15 protein-coding genes are annotated in these 21740 nt (G+C 32.4%); 4 read left to right on the forward strand and 11 right to left on the reverse strand.

Features of this window, described 5'->3' with window-relative positions; genetic code table 11:
• Positions 1-3 precede the first annotated feature (3 nt).
• The 4 genes from AC2D8I_RS00160 to AC2D8I_RS00175 form a co-directional block, all read right to left on the reverse strand.
• Positions 4-336, reverse strand: coding sequence for a magnetosome magnetite crystal formation protein family (locus tag AC2D8I_RS00160; protein ID WP_484703889.1), 333 nt, complete (start codon positions 334-336; stop codon positions 4-6).
• A 3-nt stretch (positions 337-339) separates the two neighbouring features.
• Positions 340-1590 (reverse strand): dihydroorotase, encoded by a 1251-nt coding sequence (locus tag AC2D8I_RS00165; RefSeq protein ID WP_484703891.1) that lies wholly within the window; start codon positions 1588-1590, stop codon positions 340-342.
• Positions 1587-3512 carry a BatA domain-containing protein gene (locus AC2D8I_RS00170; protein ID WP_484703893.1) on the reverse strand — a complete coding sequence of 642 codons (1926 nt, stop codon included), beginning with the start codon at positions 3510-3512 and terminating at the stop codon, positions 1587-1589. The genes AC2D8I_RS00165 and AC2D8I_RS00170 overlap by 4 nt, the downstream gene beginning before the upstream one ends.
• A gap of 261 nt (positions 3513-3773) precedes the next feature.
• Positions 3774-4781 carry a glycosyltransferase family 2 protein gene (locus tag AC2D8I_RS00175; protein ID WP_484703894.1) on the reverse strand — a complete coding sequence of 336 codons (1008 nt, stop codon included), beginning with the start codon at positions 4779-4781 and terminating at the stop codon, positions 3774-3776.
• Between the two features lie 417 nt (positions 4782-5198).
• Between AC2D8I_RS00175 and AC2D8I_RS00180 the strand changes: the two genes are divergently transcribed.
• Complete coding sequence (locus AC2D8I_RS00180) at positions 5199-7100, forward strand: M61 family metallopeptidase (RefSeq protein WP_484703896.1); 1902 nt, start codon at positions 5199-5201, stop codon at positions 7098-7100.
• Between the two features lie 147 nt (positions 7101-7247).
• On the forward strand, positions 7248-8441 hold the full coding sequence (locus AC2D8I_RS00185) for a DegT/DnrJ/EryC1/StrS family aminotransferase (RefSeq protein ID WP_484703898.1): 1194 nt from the start codon (positions 7248-7250) through the stop codon (positions 8439-8441).
• A 134-nt stretch (positions 8442-8575) separates the two neighbouring features.
• On the opposite strand, the gene ribB is transcribed toward AC2D8I_RS00185, so the two are convergent.
• The 5 genes from ribB to AC2D8I_RS00210 all read right to left on the reverse strand — a co-directional run bounded on the left by ribB (position 8576) and on the right by AC2D8I_RS00210 (position 16271).
• Complete coding sequence (gene ribB, locus AC2D8I_RS00190; RefSeq protein WP_484703900.1) at positions 8576-9727, reverse strand: 3,4-dihydroxy-2-butanone-4-phosphate synthase; 1152 nt, start codon at positions 9725-9727, stop codon at positions 8576-8578.
• 42 nt (positions 9728-9769) lie between these two features.
• Complete coding sequence (locus tag AC2D8I_RS00195; RefSeq protein WP_484703903.1) at positions 9770-12103, reverse strand: LptF/LptG family permease; 2334 nt, start codon at positions 12101-12103, stop codon at positions 9770-9772.
• A gap of 77 nt (positions 12104-12180) precedes the next feature.
• Entirely contained in the window at positions 12181-12819 is a 639-nt protein-coding gene (gene lolA1 / locus AC2D8I_RS00200; protein ID WP_484703905.1) for an outer membrane lipoprotein periplasmic chaperone LolA1, read from the reverse strand.
• A 54-nt stretch (positions 12820-12873) separates the two neighbouring features.
• A complete protein-coding gene (locus AC2D8I_RS00205; protein ID WP_484703907.1) occupies positions 12874-15348 on the reverse strand; it encodes a DNA translocase FtsK in 2475 nt (824 codons plus the stop codon).
• Between the two features lie 161 nt (positions 15349-15509).
• Positions 15510-16271, reverse strand: coding sequence for a universal stress protein (locus AC2D8I_RS00210; RefSeq protein WP_484703909.1), 762 nt, complete (start codon positions 16269-16271; stop codon positions 15510-15512).
• A gap of 286 nt (positions 16272-16557) precedes the next feature.
• Here AC2D8I_RS00210 and AC2D8I_RS00215 point away from each other — a divergent pair, with 286 nt between their 5' ends.
• Together AC2D8I_RS00215 and AC2D8I_RS00220 are read left to right on the forward strand one after the other, a co-directional pair.
• Positions 16558-18615 (forward strand): M1 family metallopeptidase, encoded by a 2058-nt coding sequence (locus AC2D8I_RS00215; RefSeq protein ID WP_484703911.1) that lies wholly within the window; start codon positions 16558-16560, stop codon positions 18613-18615.
• Positions 18616-18632: 17 nt separating this feature from the next.
• On the forward strand, positions 18633-19556 hold the full coding sequence (locus tag AC2D8I_RS00220) for a patatin-like phospholipase family protein (RefSeq protein WP_484703913.1): 924 nt from the start codon (positions 18633-18635) through the stop codon (positions 19554-19556).
• 7 nt (positions 19557-19563) lie between these two features.
• Here AC2D8I_RS00220 and AC2D8I_RS00225 read toward each other — a convergent pair whose 3' ends face one another.
• Both AC2D8I_RS00225 and AC2D8I_RS00230 read right to left on the reverse strand, forming a co-directional pair.
• Positions 19564-20085 (reverse strand): DUF7935 family protein, encoded by a 522-nt coding sequence (locus AC2D8I_RS00225; RefSeq protein WP_484703915.1) that lies wholly within the window; start codon positions 20083-20085, stop codon positions 19564-19566.
• A 109-nt stretch (positions 20086-20194) separates the two neighbouring features.
• Positions 20195-21736: an FMN-binding glutamate synthase family protein gene (locus tag AC2D8I_RS00230; protein WP_484703917.1), complete on the reverse strand. Its 1542-nt coding sequence runs from the start codon at positions 21734-21736 to the stop codon at positions 20195-20197.
• Between the last annotated feature and the right edge of the window lie 4 nt (positions 21737-21740).

Below are 21740 nucleotides of genomic sequence, written 5' to 3' on the forward strand. Positions count from 1 at the left end.
TAATTATTTGCCTAAGTTTGAAAATATTTTTTGATAGAGCGCACCTAATAGCGGGACTTCTTGGGTTTTACCAGAAATAGCTCCTATTAAACCAAAAATGAATAAAATACTAAAGCCAATCCAAAATGCTGAAGAAATCATTATGCTATCAAAAGCACCAACAAAATAACCCAATATCATATAGGTTAAGCATAGACCTAAACCTTGGCGAGAGTGAAAGGCAGTAAAAGGGTTTTTCTTATCATTATTTATAATTATGGCTATTACCGCACCTATAATAGTTAAATAGGCTACAGCGGCCATTGTTTTGCCTGCTTCTACAGTGTTTTTATTCATAATTTATAATACAATTTCATTGTTTGTTAGCACGCCATAGGTTTTACCTTTTAAGACTTTGCCTAAAAAAATACTGTTCTTAGATGTCGATAAAATATGTGCTTTTGTAAACGTGTATTTGGTGTTTGGATTAAAGAGCGTTAGGTTGGCTACCTGCCCTTCCTTTATAGGGGTGTCTTCTAATCCAAACCGTTTTTTACCTTTGGTAAGTAGTGCTATTGTTTTTTTTGTTGAAAATATGCTGTTTAAAGCACCAAAGGCACTTTCTAAACCAATAGTACCATATAAAGCGTAATCGAATTCTACTTTTTTATCTTCTATAGCTATTGGGTTGTGATCACTAGTAACCATATCTATAGTACCGTCTTTAAGGCCTTCAATTAACGCATCAACATCTTGTTGTGTGCGTAATGGTGGCGAGACTTTGTAATGCGTATCGAAATCGATTAATGCTTCATCTGTAAGTAATAGGTTGTGTATTGCTACACTACAACTTACATCTAATTTCTTTTGTTTTGCTTTTCTAATCAAGTTTACAGACTCAGATGTAGAAATGGTAGGAATATGTAATTTGCCACCAGTATATTCTAGAATGTATAAGTCGCGCGCAACTTGTAATGATTCTGCAAGAGTAGGCGTTCCTTTTAAACCTAAAGAAGTACTGGTTATATTCTCATTCATAACACCGAGTCCAGAGATTTTGTTGTCTTGAGGAAAAGAAAAAACCAAGCCATCAAACCCATTATTGTATTGTAAAGCTATTTTTAATAAGTTGGGATTGCTAATGGGCGTTTTATAGTCGTAAAAGGCTACAGCGCCAGCGTTTTTCATATCAAAAAGCTCTGCTAAATCCTTACTATCACTATTTTTTGTTAAGGCTCCAATAGGCAATAATGTAACAGGGCTTTCTTGTGATTTAGCTTTTATAAACGTAATGTTTGAGTTGGTATCTATTACAGGGTTTGTATTTGCTTGCATTGCAACAGCAGTAAACCCTGAAGCAGCAGCTGTATCTAATCCATTCTTAATAGTTTCTCTATCTTCAAAACCAGGTTCCCCAAAGCAAACACCACTATCAAACCATCCTTGAGAAATATGAAGATCCTCTAAAATAACCTCTTTATAATTAGCTGTGTTTTTTATGTTCTTGTCAATTTTTACAATACAACCGTTTTCAATTAAAAGATCTTGAGTTGTATTATGGAATCCACTCTTGGAATCAATTATTGTTGCAGATTTTATGAGTACGTTCATTTAAAATATTTTAAGATGAGCATTTCAATAATTAAAAATAGTAATGCAAAAATAACAAACCATTTCCATAAGGCATTTATTTTACTATCACTTTTTATAATGTCAAAAAAATCGGGGATAGAGTTGGAAACGTTTGCATTTTCAATATTAGTAAAATCATGATAGTTAAGATGACTCTCAGCTCTATTGTAATTATAACTTACGTTTTCGATAGCAATCGTTTTGTTTTTTATGGTGTAAATGCCAGCTATATCAGGGGTTTCATTTGTTGTAATATTAACTCTGTTATTATAGTATTGTTGCTGTGGAATAATACGCGTATGCCCATTGTCTAAGGTTAGAATTTCATCTTGCTTTAAAGTGGTAGCTACATCGTAAGTATTCTCATTATCAATAGTATAATATAGTTGTGCATTTTTTAAGCTACGCTTGCCTATATTATAGAATGTAGGGACTATTAAATTAATCTCTTTAAAATTAGAATGTTTCTTATTTAAGGGGGAACTGAAAAGAAAAACAGATTTGTTTTGAGATAAAAAAGGTTTGTTATCCTCAAATAGGAGTACAGCAGAAGCCGTTCCTATATTTTGGGGGTAAAACGCATTTACCTTCGGGTAATTAAAATTAGGAACACGTTTTTCGAATACACTTGTATAAATAGGATGTGCGTAATTAATATTTGTTAAACGCTTTTCAGAAGTATTTAGGGAGCCAAAAGGCGAGAATCCGTATGTGGATAAGGCGGTATTGTATAGTTGTTCGTCTATGTTTATAGAAGGAATAATAATAAGTGTTCCTCCTTTATCTGTAAACGCTTTTAATGCTGTTTTTAAGGCGTTAGGAATTCGTTGTAATTCATTTAAAACAATAAGGTTTTGATTAGTGATAGCGTTGTAGTTTAATGTGCTAAACTTAGAAGCGGTATAATCAAACTCGGAAGCACTATATATGTGTTTTAAAAAAGTATCATCTGCTTCGTTAATACTTAAAACTTTTATTTTTGGAGCTTTATTGATATTGAAATAAAAACTGTTATCAAACTGTAGCTGAGTATCTTCAATTTTTAAAGTGCCATTTACAATCGTGTTTGCTGGTATGGTAAATGTTGTTTTTGCTGCTTTAGTTATAGTAATTGATGTTTTTGCAAATAATTTATCATTGGTATGCAAAGCTACAGGAAGGTTGTCTATTGGCGATCCACTGTTTTTTAGGTGTACTGTTAATTCTAAATTATCGGGCGTTTGTTTGGAAATAAATAAGCTATCTATCGCAACATTATTTGTATTTACGGGTTTTAATTGAATATAATGTACCGTTATATCTGTATCGTTTTGTGTTTTTAAAGGAAAATCTTTACGCTGAAAGTCACTAATTAAGACCAAGTTTTTAATAACGTTTGCATCCTTACTAAAGTATGCCTTACTTTTTAATAGAACCGCCTCATAGTTTAATTGGTTTGAGGCATAATCTAATTGCAATAAATCGTTACTAATAGCTTTAATTGTTGTATTGCTATACAGAGCGTTATTGGTTATTATTGTAATGTTATCCTTTTCAGGAACACTACTCATTATATCTTGAATCGCGCGCTTTAATAAAGAGCCTTGACTACCTTTAGCCTGCATGCTAAAAGAGTTATCTAAATAAATAACGGTTTCTGTTTTTGTATTAAAGGTTTTATTTTTTGCCGTAAATGGTTGCGCAAAAGCGATTACAATAGCAGCAATTAAACCTAGTCTAGTTAATAGTGTTAACCATTTTTTTATTTGTGAACTCTTACGTGTTTGTAAAACAACTTCTTTTAAAAAAGCGACATTAGTAAAAGCTTCTTTTTTGAACTTACGAAGCTGAAATAAATGAACAATAATGGGAATTAGCAGAAAAAATAAAGCGTAAAGAAGTTCTGGATGTTTAAACTGCATTGTTGATTTTGATTGTTCAAATATAAAGAATAATTAGTAATCCTTTAATAGAAAAAGGCTAACAAAATAATAAATTTTATTCTAGCCTTTTTAATAGCTTAGATATAGAGGAAACAAACGATTCTATTATCTTAAATATTTAATAGGTTTAGAGTTGTTGTAAAATTTAAAAAAATAAAATTATAAGCGGGAATAGAAAAGGCAGTTGCTTTAATTATTAAAAGGGTCAGTTATATAATACAAAAAAATAATAAGTGCCTATTAACAGAAGAAAAAATAATCGGACATTGCTAACATATTCTGTGTTTTAAAGTAATCTTTTATTTCTATTTGCTGCTGTGAGTTTGCAACGCTTATAATACTTTGCGGGTGCTTAAGTTGTTCTAGATACTGAAAAGGTTTTAACTCTTGCTCATAGATGTGTTTTCCTATTTTTTTTGGGTTGTCACAAATCCATTCAAAAGGAATGGCTAAAGCGATTAATTTTTTGGCTAAGGTTTTGCCTTTTTTTCCAGCGCCCCAAATTACTAAAGGTCTAGATTTAACATGATCTAACTTTAAAAAATACTGAAGTTTAAGGTCTAAAAAACTATTTTCGGCATAATTAGAGTCTATTCTAGAGGCTCGCGTACCATAATCTCTCCAGTAATGTAATATTTTGTCACAAGGAATAACCTTGTATTTATGCTCATAAAAACGAAATGTTAAATCATAATCTTCAGGGTAGGTGTTTATATTAAAGGCTTCTATAGCTATTAAGTCATCACGGTGTAACATCCAGCAAGGCGAAGGGATAACGCATTCTTTATAAATATCGGTATAATTACTTCCTGTGATGGTAAGGTGATTTAACCAATCTTCATATTTTTTATAACCCTCACTTATACCTTCTTTAGAGAAATAACGGACTAAGCCTGTAGCTACACAATGTTTTCCGTTAGACTTTAAGTTTCGTAATAAGGTTGCTAGTTTTTGCGTATGCATAATATCATCGCTATCCATTCTGGTAATATAGCTCCCTTTGGAAATGCTAAACGCTAATTTTAAGGCATCGATAATTCCATTTCCCTTATTTTTTAAAAGCGTGATTCTTTTATCTTTCTTTGCATAAGATGCAGCAATATGATAACTGGAATCTATAGAGTGATCGTCAATAATGCATAACTCCCAACGGGAATACGATTGGTTTAGTATTGAATCTAAACATTCGGCTAAGTAAGCCTCGGTGTTTTTAAAAGGAATTAAAATACTAATTAATGGGGTTTGCATTGTTGTATTAAATTAAATTTTTATAACACAAGAATAGGTTTTTTAAATCGTAAAAAAAAGCAATCTTACATTTCAACAAATTTTTAATGTGTGTTTTTTAATTATGCTTAAATAAGAAGTAAAATTCCGCATAGTTGCATTTTAAGCGTCTATAATATTTGTTTGTTTTTCCTAGATCATAAAGATTTCCTTCATTTTAAATAAAGGTGCATATATTCTAAAAGCATAATTATCTCGATAAAAAAGTTTGTTGTTATTAAATGTATTTTATAAATATGTAAAATATATTTTATATATGTTATAGGTTAATTTATTAACTTAACATTTATTAACAAAATATTCATAAATAAACCTGTAACACATTGTACTTTTATGCGTCATAAATGTGACTTTAACTATCTAAATAAAACAAAAACAATGAAAAAACAAGCATTTGCCACGGTATTGGCTGGGGTTCTTTTAGTGGGTTGTAATTCTACAAAAACAACAAGCTCTAAGGCTAGCGATTTAGCAACCAGCAATCCTATAGTAACCACTTTGGATTTAACCAAAGTTGTAGAAGACAAGGTTCCTGTAACTATTAATCCTGGGCGATTTACAACAGATACTATAACCTATAGGCTACCAAGAGTGGTACAAGGGACTTATTCTGTGAGTGATTTTGGAAAGTATATCGACGATTTTAAGGCTTTAGATTACAAAGGAAACCCTTTACCTGTAAATAAAATAGACACCAACTCATGGGCTATTAGTAATGCTGCTAATTTAGATAAAATTGAATATTTTGTAAACGATACTTTCGATACAGAAATTAAAGGCGGCATAGGCGGCGATGCGCCTTTTTCTCCAGCAGGAACAAATATAGAAGAGACAAATTACGTATTAAACCTTCATGGATTTATTGGGTATTTCGATTCTTTAAAAAATAACCAGTATAAATTAGATGTTAGTGCACCGTCTACAATGGTAAGAACATCCGCTTTACAAGAAACAGGAGTAAAGTCTAGTGCCGATGGTAAAACATTAACCGCTAGTTATTTTGCACCACGTTATTTTGATATTACAGACAATCCAATGTTTTATGGGGCTTTAGATGTCCAAGAGTTTCAGGTTGGAGATATTAAAATAGTATTAAGTGTTTACTCTCCCAATAAAGTACATTCCGCAGAAAAAATTAAAGCGGTAATGGAAAAAATGATGAAAGCTCAAAAAGCCTATTTAGGCGATGTTAATAGCACTGCGCGCTATGATATTTATTTATATCTAGCAGGACAAAATGAAGGCGCACCAAAAGGGTTTGGCGCATTAGAACACCATACCTCTACAGTGGTTGTATTACCAGAAGCTATGCCAGATGACGCTTTAGCTAAAAGTATGATTGATGTTGTGGCACATGAATTTTTCCATATTGTAACGCCTTTAAGTGTGCACTCTGAAGATGTACATTATTTTGATTATAACCAACCTACCTTTTCTAAGCATTTATGGATGTACGAAGGAGTAACAGAATATTTTGCAACATTGTTTCAAGTGGATCAAGGTTTAGTTTCCGAAGATGAGTTTTATGCTAAGATTATGGGGAAAATTAAATCGGCTTCTGGAATGAATGATGCGATGAGTTTTACAAAAATGAGTGAAAACATTTTAGACGAACCTTATGCTGCACAATACGTAAATGTATACCAAAAAGGCGCATTAATAGGGATGTGTATTGATATATTAATGCGAGAAGAAAGTAAGGGAACTAGAGGTATCTTATCTTTAATGAAAGCATTATCGCTTAAATATGGAAAGAATAAGCCTTTTGATGATGATAGTATTATTGCAGAAATAACTGAAATGACCTATCCATCTGTTGGTGCGTTTATAAAAACGCATGTCGAAGGAACAACGCCTATCGATTATAATACATTCTTTGAAAAAGTAGGGTTAACGGTAGCAGAAGCAAAAGTAAAAACAAACTATATTCAAAATGATGGTGCATTTATTTTTGTACCCAATAGAACAACAGGAACGATAGCTTTTTCTGAAGCAGTAAAAAATAATAGTTTTTGGAATGATAATGGCGTGTTACCAGGAGACATTATAAAAACTATAGATGGTGAAAGCCTTACAATGGCTAATGCTAATCAAGTATTATCAAAAGCGTTTTTATGGCAACCAGGAACAGAAGTAGATGTTAGATTAGATAGAGAAGGAAAGGAAATTGTTGTAAAAACAACCTTAACACAGTCTTATACTACGGGCACAAGTTTAACCGGAAATCCTGAGGCTACAGCAGCGCAAATTGCATTACGTAATGCATGGTTAAAAGGCTAATGATTTATTAATTTTAACCCTGATATTTTATTATTTGGTTAAAAAAATAAAAAGAATAAAAAAGCCTTCAAACTTAAGTTTGAAGGCTTTTTTATTTGGTTAAATTCTAGTAGTTTTGACATTAATAACCATTATAAAACAGAAAGAATGCCAGGATTTGAACGCTTTGGAGCGCAAGAACGAAAAGAAGTACAAGATGTCTTAGATAACGGAGTGTTAATGCGGTATGGCTTTGACGGTATGCGGAATGGCCATTGGAAAGCTAAATCATTAGAAGAGGAGTTACAACGTGTATTTAAAATAAACCACGCACAATTGGTCTCTAGCGGAACAGCAGCTGTATCTGTAGCCTTAGCTGCAGCAGGCATAGGAGCAGGAGACGAGGTTATTATGCCAACCTTTACTTTTGTTGCTAGTTTTGAAGCGATAATGATGCTAGGTGCTATTCCAGTATTAGTAGATATAGACGATACTATGACTTTAGACCCTAAAGCTGTAGAAAGTGCCATAACACCCAAAACAAAAGCGGTAATGGTGGTGCAAATGTGTGGAAGTATGGCAAATATGGACGCCTTACAAACGGTTTGCGATACACATAACTTATTAATAATTGAAGATGCTTGTCAAGCTATAGGCGGTTCATACAAAGGGAAACCTTTAGGAAGCATAGGGGATTTGGGTTGTTTCTCATTCGATTTTGTAAAAACAATTACCTGTGGTGAAGGGGGAGCTGTAATAACAAATAAAAAAGACTATTATATTAATACAGATCATTATAGTGATCATGGACATGACCATATAGGAAATGATAGAGGTGCAGAAACACATCCTTTTTTAGGATATAATTTTAGGATTTCAGAATTACATGCAGCAGTTGGTTTAGCACAAATAAAGCGATTGCCAGAATTTTTAGAAGTTCAAAAGAAACATTATACCATTTTAAGAACGGCATTATCTCAAATTCCTGAGGTTACTTTTAGAACTGTTCCAGAAGGCGGAGAAGAGAGTTATGCCTTTTTAAATTTTTTCTTACCAGATTTAGAATCTGCTAGAAGAGCAACACAAAACCTTAAAGAGAATGGTGTAGATACCTGTTTTCATTATTATGATAATAATTGGCATTATGTTCGTAGATGGGAGCATTTAAAAAATGTAAAATCATTATACCCAGTAAATTCAGAACTTAAAAAAGGTTTAGAGAATCTATCATCTAAAGATTTTACGCAATCCGATCATTATATAGGACGTAATATTTCGGCTTTAATAAAGTTATCTTGGACAGAAGATGAGGTAAACCAAAGAGCTCAAAAAATGGTTGATGCCATTAAGAAATCAATTTAAAAATGAAAGCTATTTTATATGATAAAGTCTTGATAGAGTTTGTCATATAAAATAGCTTTTTTATATTTCGGTTCCAAAAAAATATGCCCTTAAATGGTTAAAATAGTTTAACCATTTAGAACTAAAAGGATTCTTTAATAAGTAACGTATTCCACAATTTCTAAACCGTAACCAATCATTCCTACACGCTTTGTTTGTTGCGTATTAGAAACTAGTTTGAGTTTGTGAAGGTTTAAGTCATGTAATATTTGTGCTCCAATACCAAAATCTCTATCATCCATTTTAATTGCTGGCGCTTTGGTAATCACATTTTCTTTTTGGGTGTCTTTTAAAATGCTTAAGCGCTTTAAAAGGTTTAAAGATTGTGATTGCTGATTAATAAATAAAACGGCACCTTTACCAGCTTGGTTTATTACATTAATCATATTATCTAATTTCTGGTCTACATTATTGGTTAGCGTCCCTAAAATATCATTATTGACTAAGGTAGAATTTATACGAGTAAGAACCGGCTCATCTGCAGTCCAATCTCCTTTTGTTAATGCAATATGCACTTGGTTATTCGTTGTTTGTTGGTAAGCTCTTAGTCTAAATTTACCAAAACGCGTTTCTATATTAAAATCTTCTTTCTTGTTAATTAAAGAATCGTGATCCATTCTATAGGCAACCAAATCTTCTATGGATACAATTTTTAAATCGAATTTTTTAGCGACTTCTATAAGTTGCGGTAAACGTGCCATTGTGCCATCTTCATTCATAATCTCCACAATAACACCAGCGGGCTGTAAACCGGCCAAACGTGCAAAGTCTATAGCTGCCTCTGTATGGCCAGTACGTCTTAATACACCACCTTCTTTTGCAACTAAAGGGAATATGTGACCTGGACGTGCTAAATCAAAAGGTTTTGTATTAGGGTCTACTAATGCTTTTATAGTATGTGAACGGTCGCTTGCCGAGATTCCTGTAGTCACACCATTACCTTTTAAGTCTACAGAAACAGTAAAAGCGGTTTCCATAGGGTCGGTATTGTTATTTACCATCATATGTAAATCAAGATCTTTACATCTTGTTTCAGTGAGTGGTGCACAGATTAAACCTCTGCCGTGAGTGGCCATAAAGTTTATCATTTCTGGTGTTACTAATTCAGCAGCAGCTAAAAAGTCACCTTCATTTTCTCTATCTTCATCATCAACAACAATAATCACTTTGCCGGCTTTTATGTCGTTTATGGCCTCTTGTATAGTATTGAGTTTAAACTCTGTTTTATGTTCTATTTTGGTAATCATTACAGTGGCTTTTAGTTACACAAAGATATTGCTTATTTAGGATTAAAGTGTAGGTTGAGATTTGATTTTTCTATTTATGAATAGATGTATCATTGGATAGAGGAAAAATCCAACAATTAACATTAAAGGGGAGTATAAAGTACTTTTTTCTTTTTTTATAAATTGTACAGTGTTAATTATCAATAAGCTTTTTACATAATAGACGGTGTATACAACGAAGGAAATGGCGCTTAATTGTATTACAGCTGTTGCCCATTGGGGCAATTTATTGTTGTTAAATACAAAATATAAAATGAATAAAATTAAAGCGATAATATAGCCTATGTACGAGATAGAAGCTATTGTTTTGTATGCTTTAAATACATTGGTTTGCGTTTCTTGTGTTTTAAGAGTATTTGCATCCTCATAAAGCTTGTCTTTTTGGATATTTTTTTTATCAGAAAGAATTACTGGAGTATCCAATTTAAGTTCGTTATCGATTTTCTTTTTTTGTAAAAAATAATTTAAAAAGTAAATAGGAAATCCAAATAGAACAAAGATTAAGGCGTTTGGAACAGAGTTTATATCCAAATGCTTCGCTAAGTTCGTATACTTTGAAAAGGATTTTAAGAATGAAAACAGAAAAATAACGCCTATAATAATGCCTGTAATAAAAAGTATATTACCTGCTAAAGGTAAATGATTGTTTTTTAGAACACTTCCTAAAATAGTTAACGGAAAGGAAAGGACATATAAAATTAAAGCCAACTTAGAATCTTCATCATAAGCAGCCTTTAGACGAACGGCATCTTCGTATTTTAAATTGGTAAAGTGCCCTCCAAATTTTAATTCTTGAGAGGTAATTCCTCTAGTATTTAGAATAGCCACAGCAGAATTTTTATAGGTAATACTATAATCATACTGCCTATAGTTTTGTATAAGATCTATTAGTTTATTGTTTTCGTAGCCTTCTAAACGTGTATATTCTTTAGAATCCTCATCGAAAACAGCTTCACTGCTAGCTAGCGCTTTTGTTTTGATTCCAAATAATTTTTTAAGCGGTTCTAAAATGCCATCTGTCTCAAATAACCCTCTATCTTTTGTTGCCCTAGAAGTTAAATAAATACTTAATGGTAGCATAATTAACGTTGAGAACCAAGTGGCTATAACCGGATTAAAAGAACCATCTTTAGCACTGTTTTTAGCGAAAATACCAATAAAGTGGTAGGATAAAAATAAAACAATAGCAATTACCATAGGTAAGCCAAGACCACCTTTTCTAATTAAAGCGCCTAATGGAGCTCCAACGAAGAAAAGTATGATACATGCCAATGATAGTGCAAATTTTTCATGAAAAGCGATTATATGTTTATTAAACATAATCGTTTTACTTTTTATAAGGCTATCTTTAGTCGCGATATTTTTTAGAGTACTCGACGATGCATTTAAAGCATAGTCTAATAGTTGAACTTTGCGTTTTGTTTCAAATAAATCCAGTATATTGCCAGCAAATGGAACATTAGACAAAGTATCTTTTTTAACTTTTAAAGCCAAATTAACGGTGCCTATATTAGCACGGGTGTATAATAAATCGGCCGTTGTGTCGTAAAGTTTTACACGTTGCTCGTCTAATGAGTCTATGGCATAATGCAGCTCATCAACACTTAACATTGTATATTTATTACTATAACTTTTATTATCCATATCGACTGCATTTAATAGCGATAGGTCAATAGTCATTATGTATTTTTTAAACGTACTCTTGTTAAAGGGCTTTTTTAAGCGTTTTTTATACTCTTTGGGAGGAGTATCGTCATAGTGGTAACCATCAAAAAGAACTAATTGTAAAATATTAGAATCTTCGCCACTTATTAATTCTCCTGTTTTAGCTTTTATAGTTTCATGATTACCAGGTTTCCCTTTTTTGCTTTGGTGAATAACAATATCTTCTAGAAATTGCCCACGATCACCTGTTTTTTTAACCACCTTTATATTGAATCCGTCAATTATTTGATTAAATTGACCTTCAGCAATGGCCATAGCAGGTTTTACCTTGGCGATATTTTTTCTAAGATTATAACTGTTGTATTGTGCCCATGGAATAACATTATTGCTAAAGAAAAAAGTAACAATAGCTAAAAGCACGATGAAAATGCTCAAGCCAGACATGGCCCTTTGCAGTGATATTCCTGTAGATTTCATTGCTGCAAACTCATAGTTTTCTGCAAAGTTACCAAAGACCATTATAGAGGCCAGTAATATGGTAAGTGGTAAAATTAACGGAATTAGGGTTGGTGTAATGTAAAATAAAAATTTAAATATCGTCACGATGTCCAAATCTTTACCTGCGAGCTCTTTTATATACAACCAAATGGCTTGTAATACAAAAATCAGCATGAGTATAACAAACACGCTGATAAATGTTTTAAGATAAGAGCTTAATATATATCTATCTAATATTTTCAAGGGGCTTTCTAATCTAATGTGGTAATATAGTAACCGTCGTATTTACTTTGGTCAAAGGTAAACAAGGTTTTTGAAATAGGTTCATTTGTTTTAAAAGAATTAACAGTAAGCGTGGTTTTTGTACCGTTTTTACCTATTTCTATTAAATTATAAATGTGCTTGGTTTGTGGGTCTATACCAAGAAGGATGTAATTTATTTCAGAATTAGAATCTATTGGAATTAGTTTTACATATTGTATTTTTCTTCCTTTTATATTTTGAACAATATCCATCTGGTAAGTAAAACCATCTTCGTAAAAGGATAACATTTTGCTTGGTGTTATACTGTTTTCATCATCAGAACTTTCTGAAGAAATGGTTACCTCTTCATCTTCAGGACTTATGGAGTATAGTTTAGAGCCATCAAAAATTCTTGTGATGCCTAAAATATTTAGTTTATATTTATCTTTTTGCATTGTTACATCACCTCTAGTTTCCTGTCTGATGTTCTCTTCTTGATTTTCTAAAACGTATTTAAAGTCTATAGCAATATTATCGTAATTTTTTACCTTTTGAGAGACTTCAGTTAACAATGCTTTGGCATCATTTTTACTTTGCGCAAAGACTGCTGAGCTTATTAGTAATAAAAGTAGTAGTGCTTTTTTCATTTTAAATTTTAATTTGTCATTACCTTAATAGCAATGCTTTTTGTTTGTATTTGTCTATTGGTTTTCGTTTGCTAAATGTTCATCGAGGGCCACTAAATCGGTAACTAATACTTGTCGTGCTTTACTACCTTCAAAACCACCTACAATACCAGCAGCTTCTAATTGGTCTATGAGACGCCCCGCTCTGTTATATCCTAATTTTAGTTTTCGTTGTAGCAAAGATGCAGAACCTTGTTGTGCGATGACAATGATTTCGGCAGCTTCTCTAAACAATTTATCTCTGTCTGTAATATTTATATCAAGAGTTGTGCCACCTTCTTCTCCTACATATTCTGGAAGTAGGTAAGCGTCTGGGTATGCTTTCTGAGCGCCTATAAAATCTGTGATTCTTTCAACTTCGGGCGTATCTACAAATGCACATTGTATTCTAATTAAATCATTGCCTTGGGTGTATAGCATATCGCCACGACCAATTAATTGATCGGCTCCAGCGCCATCTAAAATAGTACGAGAATCTATTTTAGATGTTACTCTAAATGCAATTCTAGCAGGGAAGTTTGCTTTTATAATCCCTGTAATCACGTTTACAGAAGGTCTTTGGGTAGCAACTATTAGGTGAATTCCAATAGCACGTGCTAATTGAGCTAAACGTGCAATAGGAGTCTCAACTTCTTTACCCGCAGTCATAATTAAATCTGCAAATTCATCGACAACTAAAACAATGTATGGTAGGAACTGGTGTCCGTCATTAGGATTTAATTTTCGAGCTTTAAATTTATTATTGTATTCTGCAATATTTCTACAAAAAGCATTTTTAAGCATTTCGTAGCGGTTGTCCATTTCAATACAGAGTGAATTTAATGTATTAATAACCTTTGTGTTGTCTGTTATAATGGCTTCGGCACTATCTGGTAATTTAGCGAGATAATGGCGTTCTATTTTATTAAACAGTGTTAATTCTACTTTTTTAGGATCAACTAACACAAATTTTACTTCGGCGGGGTGTTTCTTGTAAAGCAATGATGTTAGAACAGCATTTAACCCAACAGATTTACCTTGTCCTGTTGCTCCTGCCATTAGTAAATGCGGCATTTTTGCTAAATCAACAACAAAGGTTTCATTACTAATTGTTTTCCCTAATGCTATAGGTAACTGCATTTCAGATTTCTGAAATTTTTGCGAGGCAATAACAGAGCGCATAGAGACAATGGTAGAATCCTTGTTAGGAACTTCTATCCCAATGGTGCCTTTTCCTGGGATGGGAGCAATAATACGAATCCCTAATGCAGAAAGCGATAAGGCAATATCATCTTCTAGGTTTTTAATTTTAGAAATACGTATGCCTGCTTCTGGTACAATTTCATATAAGGTAACCGTTGGCCCAATAGTGGCTTTAATTGTTGCGATACCAATTTTATAATTGTTTAATGTTGCAACAATACGGTCTTTGTTTTCTTCAAGCTCTTTTTGGTTTATGGTAATGCCCTCAGTATCATATTTTTTTAATAAATCTAGGGAAGGGAATTGGTAGTTTCCGAGTTCTAAGGTGGGATCAAATAATCCAAAATCAGCAACAAGCTTGTCTGAGAGGTTATCGGTTTCAGATTTTTCTTCTACAATATTTTCGACCTTTATTTCAATAGGCGGTTCTTCATTAATATGTGCTTCTACTATTGTTTCTTCTTGTGGGATTTCTGCTTTAAAACTTGTAGCGGCTATGTTATCTTCGGAATCAGATTTTAGTTCTAATTCAGGCTCTAATTCTAATTTAGAGTGGTTTTCTATTGTAGGTTTTACCGTTTCCTTAGGTAATTCAAAAGCTGTTTTTATTGCTTCAACTTCGTCTGTTAAGCTATTGTCTACCGGAACCATAGCTGGAGGTGTATTTGACGCTTCTTCAAATTCAGTCTTAATATCATTTTTAGCACTTTTAAAAAAGCTAATAATACGTTGTGAGTTGACTTTTAGTCTAATGGCCAAATAAACGATTAAACCAAAAAGAAGTATAAGTGTCGTACCAATTTTACCAATATAATCTTGTAGGTACATATTAATTTCATAACCTATTGTTCCACTAAGTAAGCCGTTTTTATGGGCTACAAATCCAAATAAAACAGATATCCAAATAATAATTAGAACACCCCAAAACCAATGTTGGCGTAATTTTTCTTTTTTTAAATCTAATAAAATATAAACCCCAGAAAGAAAGATTAATCCAGAAAACAGGAATGATGCAATACCAAAACCTCGCTGAATGAATAAATCGCTTAGCCAAGCACCAAATTTGCTAAGCCAATTGTGGGATTTTACAGTTCTTGATGAAAATTCAGATAGGGCACTTTGATCTGCCTCTCCTGTGAAAAAGAAAGATAAAAAAGCAATAAAAAACAAAAGGCCTAAAATAATAAGAAAGCTACCAACTACTAGCTTTTGCTGACTGTTTAGAACCCAATTCGTAAGTTTTAAATTTAGTTTAAACTTAGGCTTGGTTTTTTTCGTTGCTTTTGCTTTTGTTTTTGTTTTCGCCATTATCTATTTTTAGAATAAAACAAAAATACAAATACTTAACGTTTATCCTAATGGTTTTAATTTTGGATAAGGATTTTTTTTGTCTAGCTGTTTAACCCTTATTAGCGGTTTAATACTAAGGAAAGACTATAGGAGGGCCTTTCCTTAGCTAGGTATTATATTTATTGTTCGCCTTTAAGAACAAGTAGCGGGACTCTACTTTCAAAATCCGATTTTCTTACACCATTATCATGAAGCGTATCGCTCCATAGTTTTTGAAAAAATCCGCGTTTACGTCTAAAAACACATATCATATCGGGTTTTACAGTATGAATATATTCTAAAACACCTTGGAATAATGTTGCGTTTTCTGAAGCATAGTATTTTGAGGTTATAGCAGCTAAATCTTTGTCAAGCATTGCGTCTTCTGGTGAAAAAGAAGGTGTTTTAACTTGCAATAACGTTATTTTGGGCTTTATATATTTAAAAATCTGTTCCAGAGGTGTTAGGGCACCTTTCATTTTTATAACGCCAGATTTTATAGCTGTTAATATAGAATCAATACTTTTAAATTCATAGTTTTCAGGAATTAACAATACAGGCATATCCGTTTTACGCACAATACTACCAGATAAATCGTCTAGATAAAGTTTTTCGTGTGTTTTTGGTGTTCTTGCAGAAGCGATAATAAGATCGATATCAAAATTTATAGAGAACGATTTTACATATTCCAAAATATTACCTTCTACTTTACGAAAATTAATATCTATGCCTTTTTGTTTTGCATAGTCAATAATGTCTTCTAGATGGTCATCTTCTTTAATTTCAGCTAGTTGTATGCCGTAAATCATTTCGGCTCCAATTGCTTTGGCAAAATTTATGGCATAGATAATTGTTGCTTTTTTTTCTTTTAAAGAGTTAATAGGGACTAAGAATGTTTTCATCTTAAATTTGTATTGATAGTTAAATTTGGGGCAAAAGTAATTTTTTAATGAGAGATCTTGCAAAAGATGTAAATATTTCGTTTAAAGGCAATTATATTAGAGGAAATGAATAAAATCGTACAGGAAGTATCTTTTTTTATTAATTTTTTTTAAAAAGAATTTATTTTAAAGTAATCAAAACATATCTTAATCGAATATTTAAGGCAATCTATTTTTTAAAGCATATCGTTTAATTATAAAAAATAGAGTTTTATTGTATGCCTGGTATTTTTAATTCGTGTAACCTATGAAGTATATTTTAGTAATCCTTTTTTTTGCTTTAAGTTTTTTACTTGAAGCACAACAAAAGGATGTTGTGGATTTTATGACCGCAAAAGTTAACTTAAAGTTTGAGCCTTTAAATAAAGCTGTAGAAGGCCATATTGTTTATAGTTTTGAAATGCTGAAAACGGTTGATTCTATATATTTAGATGCTAAAAATTTTAAAAGTATAAGCTTTAGTTTAGATGACAACAAAGAAGTGTCTCAAGGTTATAATGGTAAGCATATTATAGTAAAAGCACCTTTTAAAAAAGGAAGTCGTCATAATTTATTGATACGTTTTTACGTAAACCCTAAAAAAGCAATGTATTTTATAGGTTGGGATAATGCGGGAAGAAATCAAATTTGGACTCAAGGGCAAGGGAAGTATACTAGTAATTGGCTGCCCAGCATAGACGACGTAAATGAGAAGATTAGATTTGATATAAGTGTTGCTTTCGATAACGGTTATGAGGTCATCGCTAACGGAAAATTAAAATACAAAGAAGTCGGTACAAATAAGACCGTTTGGAATTATAGTATGGAAAAGCCAATGTCTAGTTACTTGGTGGCATTAGCGATAGGAAAATATAATAAGACGCTAGAATATTCTAATAATAAAATACCTTTAGAAATGTATTATTATCCAGAAGATACATTTAAGGTAGAGCCAACATACCGTTATACTAAAATTATGTTCGATTTTTTAGAGCAAGAGATTGGAGAGCCATATCCTTGGCAGAATTATAAACAAATACCAGTAAAGGATTTTTTGTATGCAGGAATGGAGAATACAAGCGCAACTATTTTTTCTGATGCTTATGTGGTAGATGATATTGCTTTTAATGATAAAAATTACGTTAATGTTAATGCGCACGAACTAGCGCATCAATGGTTTGGGGATTTAGTAACAGAAGTATCGGGAACACACCATTGGTTACAAGAGGGCTTTGCTACTTATTATGCGCTTTTAGCAGAAAAGGAAGTATTTGGAGATAATTATTATTATGAGCAACTATATGCATACGCTCAAGAATTATTAGCGCAAGATAAAACAGGGAAAAGTACAGCATTATTAAACCCTAAAGCAAGTAGTGTAACCTTTTACAAAAAAGGAGCTTGGGTATTACATATTTTAAGAAATCAAATAGGGGATAAGGCTTTTAGGAAAGCCGTGAAGCGTTACTTAAAAGCTCATAAATTTAAGAATGTAGAAACCCAAGATTTTATAAAAGAAGCAGAACATACTTCAGGTAAGGATTTAACTGCTTTTGTTAATACTTGGTTAAAAGCTACAAGATTACCAGAAGATTTTAACGCTTTAGATACAACGGTGACTTCTCAAAAATCGCCCATAACTAATATGTTTACTTATTTTGGTAAAAAAAAGACAGCCTTTTTTAATTATGAATTATTGAAGAAGGGCCCAATTGATTTTGCAATGGCTAAACGTATATTGTCTAATTATAAACAGGATAACAATAACTTACGTTATTCTGTAGGTAATAAAGAAATAATTGAAATTATTTCTAACTTAAAAGCCTTGTCATTATATGAAAGAAATTATATATTTAATGAAGCGTTTAAGTTTAATAATATAGAAATTCGTCAATCTATTGCACGTGTTATAGATAAAGTGCCGAAGAAATTAAAGGAAGAATATGAGGGGTTACTGCAGGATAAATCTTATATAACGCAAGAAATTGCTTTATATAATTTAATTAATAGTTATCCAAATGATGCTAGAAAATACTTAGAACAAACTAAGCATATTACAGGGTTTAATAATAAAAATGTAAGGCAAATATGGGTGTTTTTAGCTTTAATTACAAATTCATATCCAGAGCAAAACCAAATATTATTTGAGGAATTGACAGGTTATACGTCCCCAAGCTATTCTTTTGAGGTAAGAGAACTCGCCTTCCAGTTTTTGAAAGCTATAAACGCATGTAACGCAGCCTGTACAAAAAACTTAAAAGCGGCAACACAACATCATAATTGGAGGTTTAAAAAAATGGCAAAGCAATTATTAAAACAAAATTAATAAAGGAAATATAATACATGAGAGCATTGGTAATATCTGGCGGAGGCAGCAAAGGAGCGTTTGCAGGAGGCGTCGCACAATATTTAATAGAACATGAAGGTAAAGATTATGATATGTATTTGGGAACTTCAACAGGTAGTTTGTTGGTTCCTCATTTAGCGGTTAATGATATTGGTAAGCTATATGATATTTATACGCATGTAAATCAAAAGAGTATTTTTAGTATCAACCCTTTCGTGATTAAGAAAAAAGGGAATAGGGAATATGTTTCTATTAATTATTTTAATACAGTATTACAATTTGCCAAACGAAAACGAACATTTGGTGAGAGCAAAAATTTAAAGCGCTATATAAAAAGAAAATTTACAAAAGAAGAATATGATCGTATTCGCGCTACAAAAGAAGATGTCGTGGTTACCGTTACAAATTTATCTAAAAACAGAACAGAATATAAGTCCATAAACGATTACGATTATGAAACTTTTTGTGAATGGATTTGGATTTCATGTAATTACATTCCATTCATGTCTTTAGCGACAAAAAATGGATTTGAGTATGCAGATGGTGGACTAGGCTGTGTTATTCCTATTCGCGAAGCCATTAAGCGAGGAGCAACAGAAGTAGACGCCATTGTTTTAGAAAGTGAAAATTTGGAATACAATAAGGTTTTGGGAAAGAACCCGTTTTCTTTAATGATAAATTTGTTCGGACACTTGATCGATCAAGTGGAGAAAGGAGACATTGCTATAGGTAAACTAGCTGCTAAGCATAAAAATGTAAAACTGAATATTTATTATACGCCAACAAAATTGACTGAGAACTCATTGATTTTTAATAAAAAATTAATGGAGAAATGGTGGCTAGAAGGTTTTCTTTATGCTCAAAAAAAGCATGATAAAGAGAATGAGCCATTTAATTCAACAGTAAAAGTGAGGCTTTAGAGTTCTCTTACCACATTTCGCTAACTTCTTTCTTTATATATGAAAGTGCTGGATCACTAGGGGCTTGTTTTTCCATCATCTCAGTTAAAACAACTTCACGTAGTTTATTAGCGGTATCTGTTTTTTCTAACATACTAGCCTTTCTAATAAGTTGAATAGTTGCGTTTTTGGATGCATTTATAATATTCCAACAGTCGTCACTAATATAAATTTGTTGCGATAGGTTATGTTCAAATTCTTGTTCTATGCTACTTATTAGCAACGATTCATAATCATTTTTATTTGAAGAAGTAGGTGCTACTCTAATTAATAACTTACTTGGGGTAATGCGTTCTAAAAATAAAGCCATACGCTCATATGCTTGTAAACGTATAGGCATTGTTGTGACTTGCCTGTCTTTTTTTAATAAATAATTTCGTCTATTGTCTTCGTTATTAATATGTTCTTTAAAGAAAAAATAAGCAGCAAGTCCTGTTATTAGTGCCGGTACAGCGTTTAGTAAAAAGTTTACGATTCTTTCAGCATCCATAGTAAGTAAGTTTAAAAGACAAACATAACTTGTTTTCTTTTATTGCACAAGAAAACTGAAAAATTTGAATTTGGAAGTGAAATTTAAAGGGTTTATTTTAATATTGTTGTTATAAATGGGTGCAATCTTTTAGTGATTCCATGCCTTTGAATACTACCGGTGTTTTTTTATACTTGTACGTTTTATCTAGCTCTGTAGATAAACTACTTGTATCTATATTTAACTCAATGTCTTTCATTTGAAATAAACAGGGATGTTCATAACCTGCTGCATGGGTAATTTCAATAAATTCTTTTCTAAAGGTCTTAAAATATTGCGCCAATCGTATAGACTTAAGCGTTGGGTCTATCCCGTTTTGTAACCATTTATTTTGTGTAGCTACACCACTAGGACACCTATTGGTATGGCATACTTGTGCTTGTATACAACCAATACTCATCATCGCTTCACGAGCAACATTTATACAATCTACGCCCATAGCAAAAGCCATTGCAGCCTTTGCAGGAAAACCGAGTTTTCCACTACCTATAAATACAATACGTTCGGTTAATCCTTTAGATTGAAGGAGTTTGTACAGATCTGAAAATCCATACATCCATGGTAACGAAACATGATCTGCAAAACTAGGAGGAGCTGCACCAGTACCGCCTTCACCACCATCTACAGTTATAAAATCTGGCCCTTTTCCTGTTTCTACCATAATGTTAGCTAGTGCTTCCCATTGGTCTAGTTTGCCTATGGCAGCTTTTATGCCAACAGGAAGTCCTGTTGCTTTAGCAATACTCTCGATAAAGTCTACAAGTTCTTGTACATTTGTAAAGGCTTTGTGGCTTGGAGGAGAAAGGACATCTTTTCCAATTTCGACACCTCGAATTTTTGCGATTTCTGGAGTTATTTTAGAGCCAGGTAGAACGCCGCCTTTTCCAGGTTTTGCACCTTGAGACAGTTTTATTTCAATAGCACGAATAAACGGGTTATCTTCAATTAGTTTTATCATTTTTTCCATAGAAAAGCCACCATCTTTAGAGCGTACTCCAAAATAACCTGTTCCGAAATGAAATATAATATTACCACCATTACTATGGTAAGGCGATAAGCCACCTTCTCCTGTATTATGGTATGCATCCGCTAGGTGTGCACCTTTGTTTAGGGATTCGATAGCTTTTGCCGATAAAGAGCCAAAACTCATCGCAGATACATTAATAACAGAGCCAGGTCTAAAAGGACGTTTACGCTTATTAAATTCGCCTATTACTTTTGCACATGGTAAAAAACTAGAATCTATTGCATTTGGATGCGCTTTATTTATTTTATAAGGCATCATGGCATTGTTAATAAATATGTGTTGATGCTTGTAAATATCTCGATCTGTACCAAAACCTTCGTAATTGTTTTCTTTTTTAGCAGACGCATAAATCCAACTGCGCTCTATACGATTAAAAGGTAATTCTTCTCTATTATTGGCAACGAAATATTGACGCATTTCAGGACCTATACTTTCAAAAATATAACGAATATGTCCGATAATAGGAAAATTATGGCTTATGGTATGTTTTTTTTGAAGAATATCACGAAAAGCAACCAGTATTAAAAAGATAATGCCCCAAAGCCACCAAGAAATATTTGAGAGGAAATTGATAAATGTATCCATATTT

It is taken from the genome of Lacinutrix sp. YIN62, assembly GCF_057219185.1.